This is a genomic window from Bradyrhizobium sp. USDA3010 (assembly GCF_056429065.1).
The window spans coordinates 1-20,389 of the sequence record NZ_JBWJZD010000008.1; the positions used below are offsets into that span (position 1 = coordinate 1).

At 65.4% G+C, this 20,389-nt stretch carries 17 protein-coding genes; 7 read left to right on the forward strand and 10 right to left on the reverse strand.

The window, feature by feature from the left end:
* Nucleotides 1-297: 297 nt before the first annotated feature.
* The 6 genes from AC066Y_RS14645 to AC066Y_RS14670 are packed head-to-tail and all read right to left on the reverse strand — an operon-like array spanning nt 298 to nt 6,409.
* Complete coding sequence (locus tag AC066Y_RS14645) at nt 298-1,239, reverse strand: ABC transporter substrate-binding protein (protein WP_478274475.1); 942 nt, start codon at nt 1,237-1,239, stop codon at nt 298-300.
* Complete coding sequence (locus AC066Y_RS14650) at nt 1,236-2,330, reverse strand: LLM class flavin-dependent oxidoreductase (protein WP_097670316.1); 1,095 nt, start codon at nt 2,328-2,330, stop codon at nt 1,236-1,238. Before AC066Y_RS14650 ends, AC066Y_RS14645 begins: the two co-directional genes overlap by 4 nt.
* 33 nt (nt 2,331-2,363) lie before the next feature.
* Nucleotides 2,364-3,536, reverse strand: a complete 1,173-nt coding sequence (locus AC066Y_RS14655; protein ID WP_478274476.1) for an acyl-CoA dehydrogenase family protein — start codon at nt 3,534-3,536, stop codon at nt 2,364-2,366.
* Nucleotides 3,530-4,327 carry an ABC transporter ATP-binding protein gene (locus tag AC066Y_RS14660; RefSeq protein ID WP_478274477.1) on the reverse strand — a complete coding sequence of 266 codons (798 nt, stop codon included), beginning with the start codon at nt 4,325-4,327 and terminating at the stop codon, nt 3,530-3,532. Before AC066Y_RS14660 ends, AC066Y_RS14655 begins: the two co-directional genes overlap by 7 nt.
* Nucleotides 4,321-5,334, reverse strand: coding sequence for an ABC transporter permease (locus tag AC066Y_RS14665; protein WP_478274478.1), 1,014 nt, complete (start codon nt 5,332-5,334; stop codon nt 4,321-4,323). Before AC066Y_RS14665 ends, AC066Y_RS14660 begins: the two co-directional genes overlap by 7 nt.
* Nucleotides 5,312-6,409, reverse strand: coding sequence for an ABC transporter substrate-binding protein (locus tag AC066Y_RS14670; protein WP_478274479.1), 1,098 nt, complete (start codon nt 6,407-6,409; stop codon nt 5,312-5,314). The genes AC066Y_RS14665 and AC066Y_RS14670 overlap by 23 nt, the downstream gene beginning before the upstream one ends.
* A gap of 471 nt (nt 6,410-6,880) precedes the next feature.
* Between AC066Y_RS14670 and AC066Y_RS14675 the strand changes: the two genes are divergently transcribed.
* Nucleotides 6,881-7,867: an ABC transporter substrate-binding protein gene (locus tag AC066Y_RS14675; RefSeq protein ID WP_478274480.1), complete on the forward strand. Its 987-nt coding sequence runs from the start codon at nt 6,881-6,883 to the stop codon at nt 7,865-7,867.
* Between the two features lie 388 nt (nt 7,868-8,255).
* Nucleotides 8,256-9,035: an SDR family oxidoreductase gene (locus AC066Y_RS14680; RefSeq protein ID WP_478274481.1), complete on the forward strand. Its 780-nt coding sequence runs from the start codon at nt 8,256-8,258 to the stop codon at nt 9,033-9,035.
* A 167-nt stretch (nt 9,036-9,202) separates the two neighbouring features.
* Here AC066Y_RS14680 and AC066Y_RS14685 read toward each other — a convergent pair whose 3' ends face one another.
* On the reverse strand, nt 9,203-9,502 hold the full coding sequence (locus AC066Y_RS14685) for an HU family DNA-binding protein (protein WP_021077434.1): 300 nt from the start codon (nt 9,500-9,502) through the stop codon (nt 9,203-9,205).
* A gap of 433 nt (nt 9,503-9,935) precedes the next feature.
* On the opposite strand from AC066Y_RS14685, the gene AC066Y_RS14690 reads away from it, so the two are divergent.
* The 4 genes from AC066Y_RS14690 to AC066Y_RS14705 all read left to right on the forward strand — a co-directional run bounded on the left by AC066Y_RS14690 (nt 9,936) and on the right by AC066Y_RS14705 (nt 15,200).
* Nucleotides 9,936-11,549 (forward strand): ABC transporter substrate-binding protein, encoded by a 1,614-nt coding sequence (locus tag AC066Y_RS14690; RefSeq protein WP_478274482.1) that lies wholly within the window; start codon nt 9,936-9,938, stop codon nt 11,547-11,549.
* 218 nt (nt 11,550-11,767) lie between these two features.
* Nucleotides 11,768-12,745, forward strand: a complete 978-nt coding sequence (locus tag AC066Y_RS14695; protein WP_478274483.1) for an ABC transporter permease — start codon at nt 11,768-11,770, stop codon at nt 12,743-12,745.
* A 2-nt stretch (nt 12,746-12,747) separates the two neighbouring features.
* Nucleotides 12,748-13,578 carry an ABC transporter permease gene (locus tag AC066Y_RS14700; RefSeq protein ID WP_478274484.1) on the forward strand — a complete coding sequence of 277 codons (831 nt, stop codon included), beginning with the start codon at nt 12,748-12,750 and terminating at the stop codon, nt 13,576-13,578.
* Nucleotides 13,575-15,200: an ABC transporter ATP-binding protein gene (locus AC066Y_RS14705; protein ID WP_478274485.1), complete on the forward strand. Its 1,626-nt coding sequence runs from the start codon at nt 13,575-13,577 to the stop codon at nt 15,198-15,200. The genes AC066Y_RS14700 and AC066Y_RS14705 overlap by 4 nt, the downstream gene beginning before the upstream one ends.
* A gap of 23 nt (nt 15,201-15,223) precedes the next feature.
* Here the strand turns inward: AC066Y_RS14705 and AC066Y_RS14710 are convergent, their stop codons facing one another.
* The 3 genes from AC066Y_RS14710 to AC066Y_RS14720 all read right to left on the reverse strand — a co-directional run bounded on the left by AC066Y_RS14710 (nt 15,224) and on the right by AC066Y_RS14720 (nt 19,355).
* Nucleotides 15,224-16,369, reverse strand: coding sequence for a fructose 1,6-bisphosphatase (locus AC066Y_RS14710; protein WP_478274486.1), 1,146 nt, complete (start codon nt 16,367-16,369; stop codon nt 15,224-15,226).
* A gap of 209 nt (nt 16,370-16,578) precedes the next feature.
* Nucleotides 16,579-17,766 (reverse strand): 6-phosphofructokinase, encoded by a 1,188-nt coding sequence (locus AC066Y_RS14715; protein WP_478274487.1) that lies wholly within the window; start codon nt 17,764-17,766, stop codon nt 16,579-16,581.
* 221 nt (nt 17,767-17,987) lie between these two features.
* Nucleotides 17,988-19,355 carry an NAD(P)/FAD-dependent oxidoreductase gene (locus tag AC066Y_RS14720; RefSeq protein ID WP_478274702.1) on the reverse strand — a complete coding sequence of 456 codons (1,368 nt, stop codon included), beginning with the start codon at nt 19,353-19,355 and terminating at the stop codon, nt 17,988-17,990.
* Between the two features lie 78 nt (nt 19,356-19,433).
* On the opposite strand from AC066Y_RS14720, the gene AC066Y_RS14725 reads away from it, so the two are divergent.
* Nucleotides 19,434-20,288 carry a VOC family protein gene (locus AC066Y_RS14725; RefSeq protein ID WP_478274488.1) on the forward strand — a complete coding sequence of 285 codons (855 nt, stop codon included), beginning with the start codon at nt 19,434-19,436 and terminating at the stop codon, nt 20,286-20,288.
* Nucleotides 20,289-20,389: the final 101 nt, after the last annotated feature.

Below are 20,389 nucleotides of genomic sequence, written 5' to 3' on the forward strand. Positions count from 1 at the left end.
GGGCAAATCTTCGAAGCACTCGGCAAATCGTTGCATCGGCCGCTCCCTCTAGATCAGGAGCGACCTTCAGAATCTCTTTCTCCCGATTTGGCAACTACTTGCAGCCGCGCACGTGCGATTCCCCTGCGCTTGCGGGGGAGGTCGACGCGCGACGGGCGACGCGAAGCGTCGTCCGGAGTGCGGCGGGTGGGGGCTCTCACCACGATACGACTCGTGGAGAGAGCCCCCACCCCGGCCCTCCCCCGCAAGCGGGAAAGGGAGACGAGTGCCTATGCGGCAGCCATCTTGTACAGAAGTCTACAGCCCCGCACCCTTCTCCACGGCCGCGCCAAACGAGCGGTCGACGATGTCGGCGGCGTTGATCTTCTGCCGGATCAGGCCCCAGCGGTCGTAGAGATCGATGGTCTTCTGCTCGTCGGCCACTACGCTGTCGTCGATCGGCGCGATGCGGATCTTGGCCCGCGCCAGCCAGTTCAGCGGCACCGCGGGCGGGATGTTCATCAACCTGCCCCAGGTCGCAGCGTAGCCTTCGACATTGTTCTGCGACCATGCGCGCGCGGCCGCGAGCCTGCGCACGAAATCCTCGAGCTCGGCGCGCTTGCCCGTGATCGCATCAGGCGTTGCGACCTGGAAGCCGAGGCCGGGCGTGATGCCGTCGGCCGTGATGACGCGGCGCGACTTGAACAGCACCTCTTCCTGGCTGACATAGGGCTCCCAGGTCGACCAGGCGTCGACAGCGCCTTGCGTGTACGCGACCTTGGCATCCGACGGCGCTAGGAACACGATCTGCACGTCGCTCGCCTGCCAGCCCTTCGATTCCAGCGCGGCCAGGATCAGCTGATGGCCGATCGAGCCGCGGCCGGTTGCGATCTTCTTGCCGCGCAGACCGTCAAAACTCTTGATCGGGGAATTCTCAGGCACCACGACCGCGAGCCCGTCGCGCGACTGCCGCACGGCCGCGATCGCCTTGACCGGAATTTTGGCGGCGGCCGCGAACGTGAACGGCGCGTCGCCGACCAGGCCGGTGTCGATCGCACCCGCCCCCAAGGCCTCGAGTAGCGGCGCTGCGGCGGCGAATTCCTTCCATTCGATCTTGTAGGGAACGTCCTTGAGCACGCCGGCCGCTTCCATCACGGCCTGCGAATTGCCCTTCTGGTCGCCGACGCGCAGCGTGGTCTGCGCGCAGGCCGCGTCGATGGCGGCAAGCGCAAACGCCGCCGCGACAATGAGACGGATCATTCGGCGGCAATCCCCCGCTGCTGGTCGCGTGCTTCGATCAGCTTCCGGGTCAGCGGGATCAGCTCGCGGCCATAGTCGATGGCATCGACCAGCGGATCGAAGCCGCGGATCAGGAAATGGCTGACGCCGAGATCGTAGTAATCGGCGAACACCTCGGCGACCTGCTCGGGCGTACCGACCAGCGCGGTCGTGTTGCTGTTGGCGCCGGTGAGCTTTGCGATCTCGGTCCACAGCCGCTTGTCGATCCGCGTGCCCTGATCGGCGAGCGCCAGCAGCCGCTTGGCGCCGTCGGTCGCGTGATTGGGCCGGCGGTAGCCGGTCTGGTCCTGCAACGCGGTGGCGCGCGCGAGGATATGCTCCGCCTTCGCCCAGGCCTTCTCCTCTGTGTCGGCCAGGATCGGCCGCACAGACAGGCTGAAGCGCGGCGTCGGGCGGCCGTGCTTCGCCGCGGCCGCGCGCACCCGCGCGGTGACGTCGCGCACCTGCGCGTAGGATTCACCCCACAGCGCGAAGGTGTCGGCATGCTTGCCCGCGACCTCGACCGCGGCATCGGAGCCGCCGCCGACGAAGGTGTAGATGCCGCCCTTCTGCAACGGCTTCACCTGCGAGAAGCCGTTCTCGACGTTGTAGTACTTGCCGCTGTAGTTGAACGGCTTCTCGCTGGTCCATTCCAGCCGCACCACGTCGAGGAATTCGCTGGTTCGGGCGTAGCGCTCGTCCTTGTCGTCGAGCGTGTTGCCGTCCTGGCGCAGCTCGATGGCGTTGCCGCCGGTGATGACGTGCAGCGAGACGCGGCCGCCATAGAACTGATCCAGCGTCGCGAGCTGGCGCGCCAACAGCGTCGGCGCGGTGAAGCCCGGCCGCTGCGCGATCATCACCTTGAGCTGCTTGGTGATGGTCAGGACATGCTGCGCGACCTGCAACGCGTCCGGCGTGGTCGAGTGGAACGCGAGCAGCGCGCGATCAAAGCCGGCCAGCTCATGGGCCTTGGCGACGGTCTCGATATAGGGCGGATCGAGCACCGGGCCTGACCGGACAATGGTCTCGGAGGCATTGTTGTTGGTGATGAAGCCGATGAACTCGACCGGCATGACTGACAACTCCGTTGTTGTTGGCTGTTGTTTTCAGACGCCCAGCGCGGAGCGTCCGGCGGAGACACGGGTGGCATCGTCTTGCGGGGTATGGACGCGCCCGCACAGCACGTCGCGGTAATGCCGCTCCAGCGGATTGGTTCGCGACAGGCCGTGATTGCTGGTCAGCGACAAGGCATCCTCCACCACTGCTGCGGCGTTGTTGGTCACCGTCAGCTTGATGATGTTAGACTCGATCGCGGACAGCGGGAAGCCGTTATCGAAATCGGCGGCGAAGCTGTCGATCAGGCGGGCATTGACGGCAAGCCGGGCCTCGATGCCGCCGACGACCTCCTGCATGCGCGGCAGCGTCGCCAGCGGCGCGCCGAGATTGGCGGGCACCCGCTCCTTGAGGAATTTGACCAGCCAGTCGCGCGCCGCGCGGGCGATGCCGTCATAGATCGCGGCGACGAAGATCGCGTGCACAGTCGCCTGGGTGACGTCGGGAACCTTCCAGTCGTCGGGCCTGCGAACGTCGATCTCAGAGTCCAGCGGAAACACCACATCGTCGAAGATCACGGTGTGGCTGCCGCTGGCGCGCAGGCCGAGATGATCCCAGGTCTCCTCGATCCACGTTCCCGGCAACCCGGCGGGAACCAGAAGCAAACCGACACGGGTCTCCGGCTCGTCGGTTTTCGCCCAGACCGAATACCATTTCAGGATCGGCGCGCCGGTCGAATAGATCTTGCGGCCGGTCAGCCGCCAGCCGGTCTCGGTGCGGCGCGCCGTGGTCGCCGGCAGGCCGCCGCGCGCGGGCGAGCCGAGCTCGGGCTCGACGCGCAACGCGTTGATCAGCGCCACGCCCTCGACCGTCTCCCTGGCGAGCTTGCGCGAAAGACGTGCCGGCCAACGCGTGCTGCGCGCCATCACCAGATGCTGGATGTAATGCATCGACAGCACCAGCGCGGTCGACGGATCGGCCTTGCCGATGATGCCGAGCACACGCGTGGCATCCCGCGCGCCCGCCCCGCCTCCGCCGAGCGCCACGGGCACCGTCAGCGCCAGCAGGCCTTCGCGCGACAGGTCAACGAAATTCTCGAAAGGAAAGCTGGCATCGCGATCATGCGCGGGCGCGCGCGCGGCAAACACCTCGGCGAGCCGCAACGCGCGCGCGATGTGCTCCGGCTCGTTCGCCGGCGGCAGCTCCTTCGCCGCTGTCGTCACCATGTCGCCTCCAGTCCGAGCAGCCCGAGGATCTGCTTGCGCAGCTCGGCCAAATAAGGATCGCCGCGATGCCGCGGGTATGGCCGCGCGACGGCGATATCGGCCTTGATCCGCGCCGGACGATCGGAGAGCACGATGACGCGGTTGGCGAGCACCAGCGCTTCCTCGACGTCATGGGTGACGAGCAGCGTGGTAAAGCCCTTGCGCTGCCACAGCGCCACCAGTTCGGCCTGCATCGCAATCCGCGTCAGCGAGTCGAGCTTGCCGAGCGGCTCGTCGAGCACCAGGATCTTCGGATCGTTGACCAGCGCACGCGCCAGCGCCACGCGCTGCGCCATGCCGCCGGAGAGCTGGTGCGGATAGGCGTTGCGGAACGACGACAGGCCGACCAGCTCGATCACGGCATCGACCCGGTGCCGCTGTGCCTTCAGGATGCCCTGCGCTTCCAGCCCGAGCGCGACATTGTCCCAGACCGAGCGCCATGGAAACAGCGTCGGATCCTGGAACACGACGACACGCGAGGGATGCGGGCCAGCAATGCGGACTTCATCCTCACGCAGCGCGCCGCTGCGTGGCTTCTCGAGCCCGGCCACCAGCCGCAGCAAGGTCGACTTGCCGCAGCCGGACGGGCCGAGCAGCGCCACGAACTCGCCCGGCGCGATCGATAGGTTCACATTGTCGAGCACCGGTAGGACAACGCCGTCGATATCGAAGGCGTGGCTGACGCCTTCGATGTCGAGCTCGGCGCCGACGGCGGGATAGGTGATCGCGTCGGCGGCGGACTGCACTACCATTTGACGACACCCTTCTGCCAGACCAGCAGGCGGTCGCGGGACCGGAACAATAGCGTGATCGCGCCGGAGCAGAGCAGCGACATCACGATCAGCGCCGCATACATGTTGGCATAGGCCGCCCAGCCCTGCGCCCATTGCAGGTACCAGCCAAGCCCGGCCTTGACGCCGATCATCTCGGCGACCACGAGCACGGCAAAGGACGAGCCGAGCCCCATGAAGAGGCCGACGAACACGTGCGGCAACGCGGCAGGAATCGCGACCTTGAGCACCAGGAACGACGGCTTGGCGCCGAGCGTGCGCGCGACGTCGTAGTAGGCGCTGCTGACGCTCGCCACGCCCGACCAGGTCAAGACCGTCACCGGGAAGCCGGTGGCAAGCGCGATCAGGAAGGTCGAGGCGCTCCAGCTCGATGGGAAAGTGAAGAACGCGATCGGCAGCCAGGCGGTGGCGGGCAGCGGACCGATGAAGCGCAGCACCGGATGCACCCAGTACCCGATCTTCTGCGACCAGCCGATCGAGACGCCGGTCACAAAGCCGATCGTCGCGCCGATGATGTAGCCGCCGAGCTGCAGCTTGATCGAGGCGAACACGCTGTCGAGCAGTTTTGGCAGATCGTCGGTATAGACCTCGAGGATCGACTGCGGCGGCGGGAAGAACGGCAGCGGCAGCCAGGCGAACTTCGCGGTGGCGACCTCCCACAGCGTGACGAAGGCGCCGAAGGCCACCAGCCATGGCGCGCGCTTGCGCAGCGCCTGCCCGGCACTGCCGAGATAATCCGCGCTGAATGTACCGAACAGGATGAAGGCCGCGATGACGATCGCGCCGATGCCGAGCGATTCCGTCCGCGACCAGTCGCCGACATCGGGCCAATAGAGGCAGGAAAGCCCGAACGCGAGCCAGGCGAGGCTTGCCGCGAGGCCAACGCCATAGCTGCCGGAGAGGTTCGCGAACGTGACCGCGGCGCGCGGCGCGGCGGCCGTCGTGTCAGACACTGAATACGTCGACATAGATCCGCTCCGCGAATTTGGCCGTGTCGGTGCTCTGCTTGAACACCTGCACCGATTTCAGGTCGTCGGCGTAGCCCTTGAGCTCGCGCTTGAGCACTTCGCCGGTCGGATGATGGTGATGGGTGTGGTAACGCGCCATCGCCTCGAGATCGGCGAGGCTCGCCGCCTTCGGCGCATAGGGCTGGAACGACTTCGCCGCCTTGTCCGGATTCTGTGAGGTGAACATCGCGGCATCGAGCAGCGCCTGGGTGATGGCACGCGCGACGTGGGGCTCTTCCCGCACCAAACTGCCGCGCAGGCCGACGATGCAGCAGCTCTTGTCGCGGTATTCGCCGTCGAGATTGGAGGCGACCTCCTTGTACTGCGTGTCCTTCAGCCAGAGATAGGCCAGCGGGTCCGACGACAGGAAGGCCTGCACCTCGCCCTTCTCGACCGCTACGTTCAAAAGGTTGCCGGGATAGGCGCGCCAGTCGACATCCCTCACCGGGTCGATGCCGAGCTTGGAGAGCTGGATCGAGAAGAAATTCTTGTCGGGACCGGCGAGATCGCCGACCGCGACGATCTTGCCCTTGAGATCGGCGAGCTTGTCGACGCCGGAATTGGCGCGGGTCAAGACGCGCATGCAGCCGCCATGGGTGCCGGCGGCGATCTTGACGTCAAAACCCTGCTCGAGCGGCTTCAACCAGCGCAGCGCCATGCCGAGCCCGGCGTCGCTCTTGCCGGTGGCGATCGCCTCCAGCAGCTGGTCGGTCGAGCCGGAATAGTTGACGAGCTCGACATCGAGATTCTGCTTCTGGAAGAAGCCATGGTCGATGGCGACCGGGAGCGGCGCGAGGCAGACCGCGCCGGCGTTCCAGGACAATTTCAGCTTGCGCGGCGCGCCCGTCAGTGGCGGCGCGTCGGATGCGGTCTTGCAGATCGGGAACTCGGAGAAGTCGATCGCCGATGCCACCGGGCGCGGTGCGAAGGCCTGCGCGCCATAGGCGCCGATCGGCGCGGCAAAGGCTGCGGCGGCGCCCGCGCGCAGCAAGGTGCGGCGATCCATCACCGTCTTCTTGTTATCCGTCGACATCATCACTCCTGCATTTCGGCAAGGCTCCGCCCCGCGCGCAAAACGTCTCCGTCTGCACGCCCCGTCGTTCGAAGCTCATGGTTTAGAAAAAGCGGATTTCTCCGGCGCTATTGCCCTCAAAGCAACGCGCAAATGATGCGGCGCGACAAGTTCATCGTCAATGAAATGGAATTTCGAATGTAGTCTGCGCCGCAGCTGAACTCTCCACGATCGCAGCGCGCGACGATGAAAGGATTTTCGCGCTCGCCGCGGCGCAGACGTGCGACAGAACGGCATCGATTGCACCAAATTTGAGCGAAACATCGCCGCTTGCGCGATGTCTTCTACGCACAAGGGCTCGGCGAGATCATCCTTGCTGCGCACGGGCTGATTTCAGTTTTCCGTTTCGTTGACGGCGAACGGCTTGCTCATAGACTCGGTCGAACGCTGCCGCGCTTCCCGACGAGCAGCGAATGAATCAGAAAGAAAATGCATATGCGCAAACTGACCCGCTCGGGTTCTCCCTATACTTTCACGCGCCGCACCGCGGCCGCGCTGATCACGGCCGTGATCACGCTGTCGACATCGGCCGCAGCTTTCGCGACTGACGCGATCGTGCTGCGCGTCGGCGACCAGAAGGGCGGCAACCGCTCGCTGCTGGAGATTTCCGGCCTCGCCAAGGATCTGCCGTACAAGATCGAATGGTCGGAATTCCCGGCCGCAGCCCCGATTCTGGAGGCGCTCAACGCCGGCGCGCTCGACGTCGGTTACACCGGCGATCTCGCCTTCCTCTCGGTCTATGCCGCGGGCGCGCCGATCAAGGCGATCGGCGGCACGCGCGCCGACCCGAAGACCCAGGCGATCCTGGTGCGCGCGGATTCGCCGATCAAGACGGCGGCCGATCTGAAGGGCAAGCGTCTTGCCGGTACCCGCGGCGGCTGGGGCCAGTTCCTGATCGATGCGACGCTGGAAAAGGCCGGCAGCAGGATCGAGGACGCGACCTTCGCGCCGCTCGGCCCGGTCGACGCCAAGATCGCGCTCGTGGCCGGCTCGATCGACGGCTGGGCGGTGTGGGAGCCCTACGTCTCCTTTGCAACGCTGAAGGACAAGGCGCGGATCGTCGCCGATGGCGAGGGTCTGACGCCGACCATCACCTTCATCGTCGCCTCCGACAACGCGATCGCGACCAAGCGCGCCGCGGTGCAGGATCTGGTGCAGCGGCTCAACAAGGCGCGGCTGTGGTCGCTCGACCATGTCGCGGAGTATGCCAGGAATACGGCCGAACTGACCAGGCTGCCGGAAGACGTGCTGCTCGCCGCCTACACCGCGCAGAAGACCAGCCCGATCGCGATCGACGAGGCCGTGGTGAAGGAAGTGCAGGCCGCCTCCGACCGCGCCACGCGCTACGGCATCCTCGGCAAGACGCTGGATGTCGGTAAAGCCGTCGACCGCAGTTTTACCGCTGGCGCGAGCTTGAATTAGGACGCGCTTCCACCTCGCCTTCAAAGGCAGGGCAATCGCATATGGCGTTGCTGGTCGATCCGCGAACTCGCTTCGCCTCTCCCGCTTGCGGGGGAGGCCGACGCGCGCCTAGCGCGCGGCGGGTGGGGGCTCTCTCCACAGGGCTCTCTCCACAGTATGACTCGCGGAGAGAGCCCCCACCCCAGCCCTCCCCCGCAAGCGGGAGAGGGGGACGGGCGACAGTGCTCACCTTACGGAATGCCTCACGGCGCACCACAACGGAGACCTCGGATGTCCGGCCCGCTCCATCTCGCACTGATTGTCACAGCACACCTGCTCTGCATGACCTTGTTGGTCGCGCTGTCGGTTTGATAGCGTTCTCTCCGGGCCAGCCCCAGGGAGAACAACAATGAACCTCACAATGAAAGACCGTGTCGCCGTGGTCACCGGCGGCAGCAAGGGCATCGGGATCGCGGTGGCACGGCGGTTTGCGGAGTCCGGCGCCAGGGTCGCGATCCTCGCCCGTGGCGCGGCCGACCTCACTGCGGCGCGCGAGGCACTCGCCAGGGACGGCCTCGTGGTCCGCGATTACGTCTGCGACGTCGCCAAGGCCGCCGACATCGCCAAGGCTCACGAGCTGATCGTCGCGGATCTCGGCAAGATCGACGTGTTGGTCAACAACGCCGGCACGGCGCGCACGCTGGCCTTCGAGAGCATCAGCGACGAGGCCTGGCAGGAGGACCTCGACCTGAAGCTGTTCGCCGCGATCCGCTTCAGCCGGCTGGTGTGGCCGGGCATGAAGCAGCGCAAATGGGGCCGCATCATCAACGTGCTCAACACCTTTGCGAAGGCGCCGGCCGGCAATTCGGCACCGACCTCGGTGTCGCGCGCCGCCGGCATGGCGCTGACCAAGGTCATGGCCAATGAAGGCGGCGAGCACAACATCCTGGTGAATGCGCTGCTGGTCGGCCTGATCATGAGCGATCAATGGGTCAAGCGGCACGCGGCCCAGGCGCCGAACACGGATTTCGGGGAATTCGCCAAGGGCTTGGCCCGGGGCACGCCGCTCGGCCGCATCGGCACGGCGGAGGAGTTCGCCAACCTCGCCTGCTTCCTGGCTTCGGAGCAAGGCTCCTACATCACCGGCACCGCCATCAATGTCGATGGGGGCCGGTCGCCGGTGGTCTAGAGCCCCGGTCCTGGTTCAACCAGAAACCGGAGCTCGAGACTTTGCTTTGGCGCGTTTTCTTCACGCGAACCGGTGTCCACTTCGCTCGAAAACGCTCAAGCGGGCAACCAACGGCAGGATGCGACGGCTCAAAAGCAAAAGGCCTCCGTCACCGGAGGCCTTTCATCTTAAACCGCGTCCTTGGCGGCCTTGACCGGCCGTGCGCGGACGATCTTCCGGGCCGGCTTGGCCTTGAACATCATCTCTTCACCGGTGAAGGGGTTGGTGCCCTTGCGCGCCTTGGTCGCCGGCTTCTTGACCACAACGAACTTGGCGAAGCCGGGGACGAGGAACACCCCGGCCTTCTTCAGCTCCTTGTGGCCGACATCGACGAGCGAGTCCAAAACGTTCTTGACGTCGCGCTTGGAGAGTTCGGTGGTGGTCGCGATCTTCTCGATCACTTGCGACTTCGACAGTTGGGTAGCCATGGTTGCTCCATTGATTCTGGAGTGGGCACGATATGGCGGAAAACGCCGAGAAAAACAGTGTTTTCTGCACTCACCACAGCAATATCGCTGTGGACAGCCCCCGAATCAGGGGCTTTTCCAGTGTTTTTTCCAGTCAAGTCGCTTCCGACCCCTAAAATTGCAGGGTTTGCGCGGCTTCGGGGCTCCCGAAACAACCCCTCGCGCGAATCACCCGGCGCATCTCGCGCCGCAGGCGTGCGACAATGCTGCGCACAAGTCGGGTTGCGAACCACGGCAGTGCGCCACTTCAGGTTTCGGAAACGATCCTCCAAAAGGCCGAGGCATTAGAAAATGACTCAAGTTCCCATTCCATCGTAACATCGCAAAGGGGCGCCACGGCCGATCGGCTGGCCGCCCGATGCAAGCCTTTATGTATGTTCCGGAGACCCCGCGTATGGATTTGTCCCGCCTTGAGATCAACCGCCGCACGGCCCTTCTGACCTCGGCCGCGATTGCGGCCAACGTCATCAATCCGATGCGGGCATTCGCGCAGGAAACCCCGCGCAAGGGCGGCGTGTTCAACGTCCATTACGGCGCCGAGCAGCGCCAGCTCAACCCCAGCATCCAGGCCTCGACCGGCGTCTACATCATCGGCGGCAAGATCCAGGAGAATCTGGTCGACCTCGACGCCAACGGCCAGCCGGTCGGCGTGCTCGCCGAGAGCTGGGAGGCGACGCCGGACGGCAAGACCGTCACCTTCAAGCTGCGCAAGGGCATCACCTGGCACGACGGCAAGCCGTTCACCTCGGAGGACGTCGCCTTCACCGCGATGAACATGTGGAAGAAGATCCTCAACTACGGATCGACGCTGCAGCTGTTCCTCACATCGGTCGATACGCCCGATCCGCAGACCGCGATCTTCCACTACGAGCGGCCGATGCCGCTGAACCTGCTGCTCCGGGCCCTGCCCGACCTCGGCTACGTCTCCGCCAAGCATCTCTATGAGAGCGGCGACATCAGGCAGAACCCGACCAATCTGGCGCCGGTCGGCACCGGCCCGTTCAAATTCGTCAAATACGAGCGCGGGCAATACATCATCGCCGACCGCAATCCGGATTACTGGCGGCCGAATGCGCCCTATCTCGACCGCATCGTCTGGAAAGTGATCACCGATCGCGCCGCGGCCGCCGCCCAGATGGAGGCGGGCGAATTGCACTACAGCCCGTTCTCGGGGCTGACGATCTCGGACATGGCGCGGCTCGGCAAGGACAAGCGCTTCATGGTCCAGACCAAGGGCAATGAGGGCAACGCCCGTACCAACACCATCGAGTTCAACTTCCGCCGCAAGGAATTGTCCGACATCCGAGTCCGCCGCGCCATTGCGCATGCGATCAACGTGCCGTTCTTCATCGAGAATTTCTTGGGCGATTTCGCCAAGCTCGGCACCGGGCCGATCCCCTCGACCTCGACCGACTTCTATCCCGGGCCGAACACGCCGCAATATCCCTATGACAAGGCGAAGGCGATCGCGCTGCTCGACGAGGCCGGCTTCAAGGCCACCGGCGGCAACCGCTTCTCGCTGAAATTGCTGCCGGCCCCGTGGGGCGAGGACATCTCGCTGTGGTCGACCTTCATCCAGCAGTCGCTGGGAGAAGTCGGCATCCAGGTCGATATCGTGCGCAACGACGGCGGCGGCTTCCTCAAGCAGGTCTATGACGACCACGCCTTCGATCTCGCCACCGGCTGGCATCAGTATCGCAACGACCCCGCGGTCTCGACCACGGTGTGGTACCGCTCCGGCCAGCCCAAGGGCGCGCCGTGGACCAACCAGTGGGGCTGGGAGGACAAGACGGTCGACAAGACCATCGACGATGCCGCGACCGAAGTCGATCCGGTCAAGCGCAAGGCGCTCTATGCCGACTTCGTCAAGGAGGTGAACACCGAGCTGCCGGTCTGGATGCCGATCGAGCAGATCTTCGTCACCGTGATCACGGCAAAGGCGCGCAACCACTCCAACACGCCGCGCTGGGGCTCGGCGAGCTGGCACGATCTGTGGCTTTCGGCTTGAGGCCACCCGGCGCGGTCCACTTCCCCCTCGCCCCGCTCTCGCGGGGAGAGGGTCGGGGTGAGGGGCCGTCTCCGCGAGATCGCTCCATCGATAGACCTGTACCCCCTCACCCGGATCGTATTTCGCTTTGCTGCATGCGATCCGACCTCTCCCCGCAAGCGGGGCGAGGAGACCGAGAGGCCAGTGTCCACTTCGTTCGAAAACGCTATAGATAACCGATGCGTATCCTGAGCCTTGCGGGGCGGCGGCTCGCCGCCTCGATCCCGACCCTGTTCCTGATCCTGATCGGCGTGTTCCTGCTGCTGCAGCTCGCGCCGGGCGACACCGTCGATGCGCTGATGGCGCAGATGGGCGGCGGCGACGCCGCGACCGCGCAGCAGCTGCGCAAGTTCTACGGGCTCGACCTCTCGGTTCCGGCGCAACTCGGCAACTATCTGTGGCACCTGGTGCGGCTCGATCTGGGCTTCTCCTCGATCTACGGCAAGCCGGTGGCGACCGTGATCCTGGAACGGCTGCCGCCGACCATCCTGCTGATGACCGCGTCGCTGTCGTTCGCGTTCTTCTTTGGCCTCGTATTCGGCGTGATCGCCGCGCGCGGCGTCAACCGCTGGCCGGACACCTTGATCTCGACGCTCGGCCTGATCTTCTACGCCACCCCTTCGTTCTGGTTCGGGCTGATGGCGATCGTGGTGTTCTCGGTCTATCTGCAATGGCTGCCATCCGGCGGCTTCCAGGACATCGGAACGGTGCAGACCGGCATCCGGGGCGTGCTCGACATCGCAGCCCACCTCGTGCTGCCGACGACGACGCTCGGGCTGATCTTCCTTGCGATCTATTTGCGCATCATGCGCGCCTCGATGCTGGAGGTCTTGAACCTCGATTTCGTCCGCACCGCCCGCGCCAAGGGGCTGGACGAGACCCATGTCATCACCCGCCACGTGCTGCGCAACGCGCTGCTGCCGATGGTGACGCTGATCGGCTTGCAGGCCGGCACCATGCTCGGCGGCTCGGTCGTTGTCGAGAGCGTGTTCTCGCTGCCCGGCCTCGGCCGCCTCGCCTATGAATCCGTGGTGCAGCGCGACCTCAACACCCTGCTCGGCATCGTGTTCGTGTCCGCGCTCCTTGTGATTGTCGTCAACTTCGTCGTCGACCTGCTCTACGCGCGGCTCGATCCGCGCATCGCGGCGGAGGGCTGACGATGGACACGGTGAAACGCTACTTCCGCAGCCCGGCCGCGGTGATCGGCCTGATCCTGCTGCTGCTGGTGATCGCGATGGCAATCAGCGCGAGTTTCCTTTACCCGCGCGATCCGCTCGCGCTGGCGGGCCGGCCGCTGGTCTGGCCGTTCACCAATCCGCGCTTCCTGCTCGGCACCGACAATTCCGGCCGCGACATCGCCGCCCAGATCTTCTACGGCGCGCGGATCTCGCTCCTGATCGGCGGCGTCGCCACCGTGATCGCGATCCTGATCGGCATCCTGGTCGGCGCCTTTGCCGGCTATTACGGCGGCTGGGTCGACAATGTCCTGATGCGGATCACCGAGGCGTTCCAGACCCTGCCGAACTTCGTGCTGCTGCTGGTGCTGGTCGCAGTGTTCGGGTCGACCTTGACCACGGTGACGATTGCGGTCGGCGTGGTGTCGTGGCCGGCGCCGGCGCGGCTGACCCGCGCCGAGTTCCTGTCGCTGCGCAACCGCGAATTCGTCCAGGCCGGCAAGACGCTCGGCATGAGGGACCTCCAGCTGATCCTCGGCGAGATCCTGCCCAATGCGCTGCCGCCTGTCATCGTCTATGCCAGCGTGGTGATGGCGGTCGCGATCCTCTTGGAAAGCGCGCTGGCGTTCCTGAGGCTGTCCGACCCCAACGTCGCCTCCTGGGGCAATCTGATCGGGCTCGGCCGCGATGTGCTGCGGGTGCAATGGTACGTCTCGGCGATCCCCGGCATTGCGATCCTCGTCACCGTGCTCGCGGTGTCGCTGGTCGGCCAGGGCCTCAACGATGCGCTCAATCCGAGGCTGAAGAGCCGATGAGCGACACCGTTCTTTCGCTCGAAGGGTTGACCGTGCGCCTGCCCAAGGGCGCCGACCGGCCGCACGCGCTGTCCGACGTCTCATTGTCGATTGCGTCCAACGAGCTCCTCTGCGTGGTCGGAGAATCCGGCTCCGGCAAGTCGATGATGGCGAACGCCATCATGCGGCTGCTGCCGAACGAGGTCACCATCGAACGGGGCCGGATGATGTTCGACGGCCGCGACCTCTGCGCCGCCGATCCGGCCGAAATGCGCGAGGTGCGCGGCGCCGGGATCGCGATGATCTTTCAGGAGCCGATGACGGCGCTCAATCCGCTGCGCACCATCGGCGACCAGATCGGCGAGATGTTCGCGATCCACACCGGCCTGTCGAAGGCCGAGATCAATGCGCGGGTAGAGGCACTGCTTGAGGACGTCCGCATCCCCGACCCCAGGGCGGCCGCGAAGGCCTATCCGCACGAGCTCTCCGGCGGCCAGCGCCAGCGCGCCATGATCGCGATGGCGCTGGCGCTGGACCCGAAGCTGTTGATCGCCGACGAGCCGACCACCGCGCTCGACGTCACGACGCAGGCGCAGATCCTGAAGCTGATCCGCGATCTGCAGCAGCGCAAGAAGACCGCGGTGCTGTTCATCACCCATGATTTCGGCGTGGTCGCCGAGATCGCCGACCGCGTCGTGGTGATGCAGCACGGCGCGATCGTCGAGCAAGGCACGGCCGACAAGGTGCTGAACGACCCGCAGCATGCCTACACCAGGCAGCTGATCGCGGCGGTCCCGCCGCTGACGGCGCCGCCGCCGCGGATTCTCTCCGGCAAGGACATCCTGACCATCGACGGCGTCTCCAAGACCTACCGCACCGGCGGCTTCCTCGGCCGCGGCGCGCGGATCACGGAGGCAGTCAAGAACGTCTCGCTGCGCCTGCCGCGCGGCGCGACGCTCGGCATCGTCGGCGAATCCGGTTCGGGCAAATCGACGCTGGCGCGCTGCATCGTCCGGTTGATCGATCCCGACAGCGGATCGATCGTGCTCGACGGCAAGGACTGGGCGAAGCTCGGCCGCGACGCCATCAGGCGCGAGACCCGCCACATCCAGATGGTGTTCCAGGATCCGTTCGCCTCACTCAACCCGCGCCGCAAGGCGGCCGAGCTGGTGGCGCAGGGACCGATCGTGCACGGCACCGACCGCACGACCGCGATCGCGGAAGCGCGGACGCTGTTCGAACTGGTCGGGCTCGACCCGTCCGCCGGCGATCGCTACCCGCACGAATTCTCCGGCGGCCAGCGGCAGCGCATCGGGCTGGCGCGGGCGCTGGCGTTGAAGCCGGGCGTGCTGGTCGCCGACGAGCCGGTCTCTGCGCTCGACGTCTCGGTGCAGGCGCAGGTGCTGAAACTGCTCGCCGGGCTGCGCCAGCAGCTCGGCCTCTCCATTATCTTCATCACACACGATTTGCGGGTCGCCGCCCAGATCTGCGATCTGGTTGCTGTCATGAAGGATGGCGCGGTGGTCGAGCAAGGACTGACCGCCGAGGTGTTCGGCAAGCCGCAGCATCCCTATACGCAGGCGCTGCTGTCAGCGATCCCCGGCGGCAGGTTCGCGCGCGAGCACGCCACGGCAACTGTGTAGTCAAGCGCGCCACGCAGCACGCTCTACTCGGCCGCTTCCGGCCTACGCTCCTCGCGCAGCCGGAACCGCTTCAGCAATCCGGACACCGTGTCGCGGAAGCCGCCATATTCCAGTTCGGAATAGGGCAGCATCGCAGCACCGGACCAGCCCTGGTCGCGCATCTCGATCGCCTTGCGCTGGGCGCGCTGGCGGACCTCGTCCCATGCAAGGTTGTCAAAGAAATCGGTATAGGACTCCGAAAACTTCCCGCCCCGGTCGATCGAGAAGCCGACGCAGGAAACGATCGGCAGGCAGTACATCCCCGTCACCGGGGTATTGAGCGGCACGGGCATGAGCGGCATCACATGCGAGCCGCGCGCATCGCCGCCCACGAAGTGCGCCTTGGTGAATGGCGAGATGATTTCTTCGGGCGCCGCGAAAATGCCCTGGTTCCTGACGATCGCGACCGGATCATCCTTGCCGGTGTACTTGCCTGCGATGGAGTGAAGGCGCTGCGCCGAAACGGCGACGGCGACCTCGCCATAGGTTTTCGAGATGATGCGATCAATGCCGAAGCGCTCGTTGTCGCGAAGCAGCGCCGCAATGTGGTAGCCGTCCGCGGGCGCATCGAGTTCGATCACGCTGTCGCCGACCGTGTTGTCCATATCGATGATATGGAAACGGAAGCCCTTGATCATCGGGGGCAGCATCAGCCCAGCGCAATACATCGGATCGGCAAAGGCGAGATAGAGCGGCAGGTTGTAGGCACCGGGGCCGCATTTGTCGGCGGCGAACACCATGAAGGACTCCGCGGGTCTCGCGCCCGAGAGGCTGTGGTCGAAGCTGAGTTCGGCGACGGCCGGACCCGCGCCGCGAACGTTTCCGGAAGGGGCGTCGACGAGAAGATCCTGGCCGGCGCCGTAGAGCCCGGAGGTCTTCGCAACCGCAGTGGCCGCGAGAAACGTCTTCCAGGCGAATTGATGGACCTCGGAGCTTCCTTCGCCCCGCGAGTGGCTCATGATGATGGCAACGTCGTCGCCGGTATGGCGGACGAAACCGTCGATCAAGAGGCCATCGTCGATCGCTTTCGCGACCTCCGCCTCGACAGTCGCCATCATGCGTGCAGATGGTTTCGTATGCCCCCCGACAGAGCCAACGTCAGCCTTGATGACCGAAATGGTGAGTTTCATGACCATCCCTCCGACCGCAGCTCGGCACCATCGCCTCGGCGCTCGCTGCGCCGGGGCGACGGCGCTGCTCAAAAACAACGTTGTGGGTTGCGACAGGTTCCCTGCGCAAGTTCCTCACGGAATTATGGCCCCCTCCGTCAGCGCGTGTCGATACGCGCTATCGACGCATCTGGGATAGCCCGTCATGCTCGATGGGGTTACCACCCGCCCTATGAAGCGTGGTTGAGAAAGATCGGCAGGCCCCGCTTGTTGGAATAGAGAGGACGGTAGCGCTCGGTGTTGTACGCGCTCGCAACGTCCACTTTGCGCGGCCCGAGCTTGGCGTCAGGGATGGGCACGAGGTCGTAGCGGCCCTCGACCAGCGCCGACATCAGGCCGGTCTTGCCTTCCAGGATGGCATCGTACGCCATGTTACCGAACGTCAGCGCGACAAGCTTGTCGATGAAGTCCGGATCGCCCGAGCGCAGGTCGTAGGTGAGGTCAGAGACGATAGTCTCCTCGCCGGCGCGCCGCTTGATCTCGTCGGCGAATGCTTCGGCTACGCTCGCCTTCCTGCGGTGACCGTAGGCATCGGGCTCACCGTATTCCTGCACCTTGTAGCCCTCCCACTCGGCGCCCTCGCTAAGCACGATCAGCGCGTAGTTGCTTGGGTTGCCGTGCTTGTCCTCGAGAAGCAGCTGGGTCAGCTTGTCGAGGTTGACCTTGTACTCGGGTATGGCACATCGGATTGAGGTTGCGTAGGCGGTGTAGAGCGCCGTAAATCCGGCATCGCGACCAAAGACGCGGAAAATTCCGATTCGCTCATGCGAGCCGACGGTGGTGCGTTGACGCTGGATGGCATCGCTGGCGCGCGTGATCGCGGTCGAGAAACCGATGCAGTATTCGGTGTTGCGGACATCGTTGTCCATCGTCTTGGGAATGGCAATGATGTTGACGCCGAGTCCACTGAGCTTGTCCGCATAGCTGAGCGTATCGTCGCCGCCGATGGCGATCAGATGTTCGATACCGAGCCCCGCGAGGTTCGCCAGCACCTCGCTGGTGAGGTCCCACGTCGTGGCTGCGATGCCACCCTTGGTGCTCCGGGAAACCGGAAAGTCGTGGCCCGCGAGATGATCGGGCAACTTCTTCATTTTGGAGGGATTGGTGCGGCTCGAGTGCAGCACGGTGCCGCCGCGCCGGTCGATGACGCGCGTGTTTTCGCGGTTCAGCGGGATGGTGTAATGGGACCTGCTGACGGGGTCGGCGAGGTTCAGGTGCGTGAGCGCTTCCCAGCCACGGCGGAGACCGATGACCTCGATATCGTCCTCACTGCCGCGATAGGTGACGCTCTTGATCACCGCGTTAAGGCCGGGGACGTCACCGCCTCCCGTGAGAATACCGATGCGCTTCCTCGTCATGCCCACCTCCCGGGATTGGTATGTCGCAATAACGCCTGCGTCGCGGCGGAGTTTCCACGACGCTATCCGCCAGCGGCGGAATCCCCGTGAACGCGGCGCTCCGCCGGACCTGATTGGCCCCCATTCTTCGCAGCGTGACATCGCCCGACCAGTCCCCGCCTCGGGCGCCTGGCGCCTCCACGCTCTATATCTCCCGCGCGTGGCGCAAGGTTGCTCCGCGCTTACCGTGACCGGCGCGACGCGAGCAAATGCTCCGCCCAGCGCAACAACTCGAAGCGATCGCCCTTGACCAGCTCCTGCGCATCGCGGCGCCGATAGAGCACCAGCATCCAGGGCGCGAGCTTGCGCAGCAATCCGTGCGCCATGTACTGCACCGGCTCGGTGAATGGCAGCGCCAACTCGCTTTCCGGCACGCCCTGCACGGCCCGCGCCAATTCGCGGCCGAGCGGGATCGTCAGTGCGACGGCGCGGCCGTTGCAGCCGGTCCAGCCATAGGCGTTCGGTCCGAGGCGATGCATGCGCGGCAGGAAATCCGCGGTCATCCCGACATAACCGTTCCAGACATAGTCGAAGGAGATGTCGCCGATCTGCGGCCACAGGCGTTGCAACCGCTCGGTCACCCGCGCCTTGAGCCGCGCGGTCTTGTCGCCCGGGCCGAGCACGGCACCGCCGGTGACGAGACGATTGCGCGCGTCGTAACGCGCAAAATACAGCTCGCCATGGGTATCCGACATCGCCTGCCGGCCGGGAATGATGGTCTTGCGGACATTGTCCGACAGCGGCTGCGTCGCCATCTGCCACGACAGCACCGGCATCACCTCGGTCGCGATCTCAGGCACCAGCGATCTCGCGAACTCGCCGCTATAGGCATTGGTCGCGACCACCAGCGCACGGCCGGAGATTTCGCCCTTCTCGGTCTTCACCACCCAGCGATCGCCGCGGCGCTCGAAACTTAGCGCAGGCGAACGAGCGTAGATGCGCGCACCGAGGCCGAGCACGGTGCGCGCCAGGCCCCGCGCCAGCGCCAGCGGATTGACATGGCCGCCGGTCCTGTTCCAGAAGCCGCCGTACCAGGCATCCGAGCCGAGCATGTCCCTCGTCTGCTCGCGCGACAGCAATTCGACCGGCGCGCCGAATTTCGACCATTGCTGCACCCGCCGCTCCGCGATCCTGATCCGGCTCGGCGAATGCACCGGCTGCACCCAGCCGGCCTGCTCCTGCTCGGCCTCGATGTTGTAGCGCTTGACGACGTCGAACAGCATTGCCGCGCTGTCGCGCAGCATCGCAACGAAGCGCTCGCCGGCCGCGCCATGTCTCTTGATGATGTCATCCGGATCAGGGCGCGACAGCGTCGGGATCACCTGGCCGTTGTTGCGGCCCGAGGCGCCCCAGCCCGGCTCGGCGGCCTCGACGATCGCGACGTCGACATTGGCCTCGCGCAGATGCAGCGCGGTCGACAGGCCGGTGAAGCCGCCGCCGATGATGACGACATCGGCCTGCTGCGCGCCGGTCAATTCGGGGCAATCGGGGCCGGGTGGCGTCACTGCGGCCCAGAGCGAATTGGGCCAGCGCACGGCATTGCTGCTCATCATGATCCTTTCTTGCGGGCGCCTGCGCGTTCTGGTTAGCTTTACTCTACTCTCTTATTCCAGCCGGGAAGACAAGAAGTGACACTCAAGAACGTCATCGGAATCGATCACGCCGTGGTCATGGTGAAGGACCTCGACAAGGCCGCCGAGAATTACAGGCGGCTCGGCTTCACCGTGTCGCCGCGCGGCACCCACAGCGCGCATATGGGATCGGGCAACTACACCATCATGTTCGACCCCGACTACATGGAATTGCTCGGCGTGCTGACGCCGACGGAACACAATGCTCCGGCGCGCGCCTTCCTCGAGAAGCGCGGCGAGGGCATCGAACGCATCGCGTTCACCGCGCTGGATTCGACAGCCGGTGCCGAGGAGATCCGCGCGCGCGGCTATGCGCCGATCGGGCCGACCGACTTCGAACGCCCGGTGACGCTGCCTGATGGCACGGTCTCGGCCGCGAAATTCCGCACCTTCCAATGGCCGACCGCTGAGGCGCCCGGCGGCGTCCGCATCTTCGCCTGCCAGCACAAGACCCGCGAGACGGTGTGGATCCCCGAACTGATGACGCACGCCAATGGGGCAAAACGCCTCAAGCAGGCGCTGATCGTCTCGCCCGATCCCGCAACCGATGCCGCGCATCTCTCCAGAATGATCGATATCGCCGCGAGGCACGATCCCGACGGTGCGGTTGCGGTGCCGTCCGGCGGGGACCGCGCCGACTTCGTGTTCCTGACCAGGGATCAGCTCGGCAAGCGTTATCCCGGCGTATCGCTGGATGGGCTGTCCGATCGCGGCGGCGCCGGTCTCGTGATCGCGGCCGACCTCGCCGCAACCGAGAAGGCGCTCGGCACAACCGGCGTGAAGAGCGGCAGCGGCATCACCGTGCCGCCGGCCGCTGCCAACGGCACCCTGCTCGCCTTCGTCAAGGCATAACTGCCATACCATGCGCGGCGCAGCGTTATGCAGCGGCGCCGCGCATCTGGGGGCTAGGCACGGAAAGTTGAGACGCTAGTATCCCTCCCAAACAAGAACCG

What these genes read in the sequence shown, in the direction of transcription:
- AC066Y_RS14665 (WP_478274478.1), bottom strand. Translation starts at nt 5,334, where the DNA reads ATGTCGACGTATTCAGTGTCTGACACGACGGCCGCCGCGCCGCGCGCC.
- AC066Y_RS14660 (WP_478274477.1), bottom strand. Translation starts at nt 4,327, where the DNA reads ATGGTAGTGCAGTCCGCCGCCGACGCGATCACCTATCCCGCCGTCGGC.
- AC066Y_RS14710 (WP_478274486.1), bottom strand. Translation starts at nt 16,369, where the DNA reads ATGAAACTCACCATTTCGGTCATCAAGGCTGACGTTGGCTCTGTCGGG.
- AC066Y_RS14680 (WP_478274481.1), top strand. Translation starts at nt 8,256, where the DNA reads ATGAACCTCACAATGAAAGACCGTGTCGCCGTGGTCACCGGCGGCAGC.
- AC066Y_RS14655 (WP_478274476.1), bottom strand. Translation starts at nt 3,536, where the DNA reads ATGGTGACGACAGCGGCGAAGGAGCTGCCGCCGGCGAACGAGCCGGAG.
- AC066Y_RS14715 (WP_478274487.1), bottom strand. Translation starts at nt 17,766, where the DNA reads ATGACGAGGAAGCGCATCGGTATTCTCACGGGAGGCGGTGACGTCCCC.
- AC066Y_RS14720 (WP_478274702.1), bottom strand. Translation starts at nt 19,355, where the DNA reads ATGAGCAGCAATGCCGTGCGCTGGCCCAATTCGCTCTGGGCCGCAGTG.
- AC066Y_RS14670 (WP_478274479.1), bottom strand. Translation starts at nt 6,409, where the DNA reads ATGATGTCGACGGATAACAAGAAGACGGTGATGGATCGCCGCACCTTG.
- AC066Y_RS14690 (WP_478274482.1), top strand. Translation starts at nt 9,936, where the DNA reads ATGGATTTGTCCCGCCTTGAGATCAACCGCCGCACGGCCCTTCTGACC.
- AC066Y_RS14695 (WP_478274483.1), top strand. Translation starts at nt 11,768, where the DNA reads ATGCGTATCCTGAGCCTTGCGGGGCGGCGGCTCGCCGCCTCGATCCCG.
- AC066Y_RS14685 (WP_021077434.1), bottom strand. Translation starts at nt 9,502, where the DNA reads ATGGCTACCCAACTGTCGAAGTCGCAAGTGATCGAGAAGATCGCGACC.
- AC066Y_RS14705 (WP_478274485.1), top strand. Translation starts at nt 13,575, where the DNA reads ATGAGCGACACCGTTCTTTCGCTCGAAGGGTTGACCGTGCGCCTGCCC.
- AC066Y_RS14675 (WP_478274480.1), top strand. Translation starts at nt 6,881, where the DNA reads ATGCGCAAACTGACCCGCTCGGGTTCTCCCTATACTTTCACGCGCCGC.
- AC066Y_RS14650 (WP_097670316.1), bottom strand. Translation starts at nt 2,330, where the DNA reads ATGCCGGTCGAGTTCATCGGCTTCATCACCAACAACAATGCCTCCGAG.
- AC066Y_RS14700 (WP_478274484.1), top strand. Translation starts at nt 12,748, where the DNA reads ATGGACACGGTGAAACGCTACTTCCGCAGCCCGGCCGCGGTGATCGGC.
- AC066Y_RS14645 (WP_478274475.1), bottom strand. Translation starts at nt 1,239, where the DNA reads ATGATCCGTCTCATTGTCGCGGCGGCGTTTGCGCTTGCCGCCATCGAC.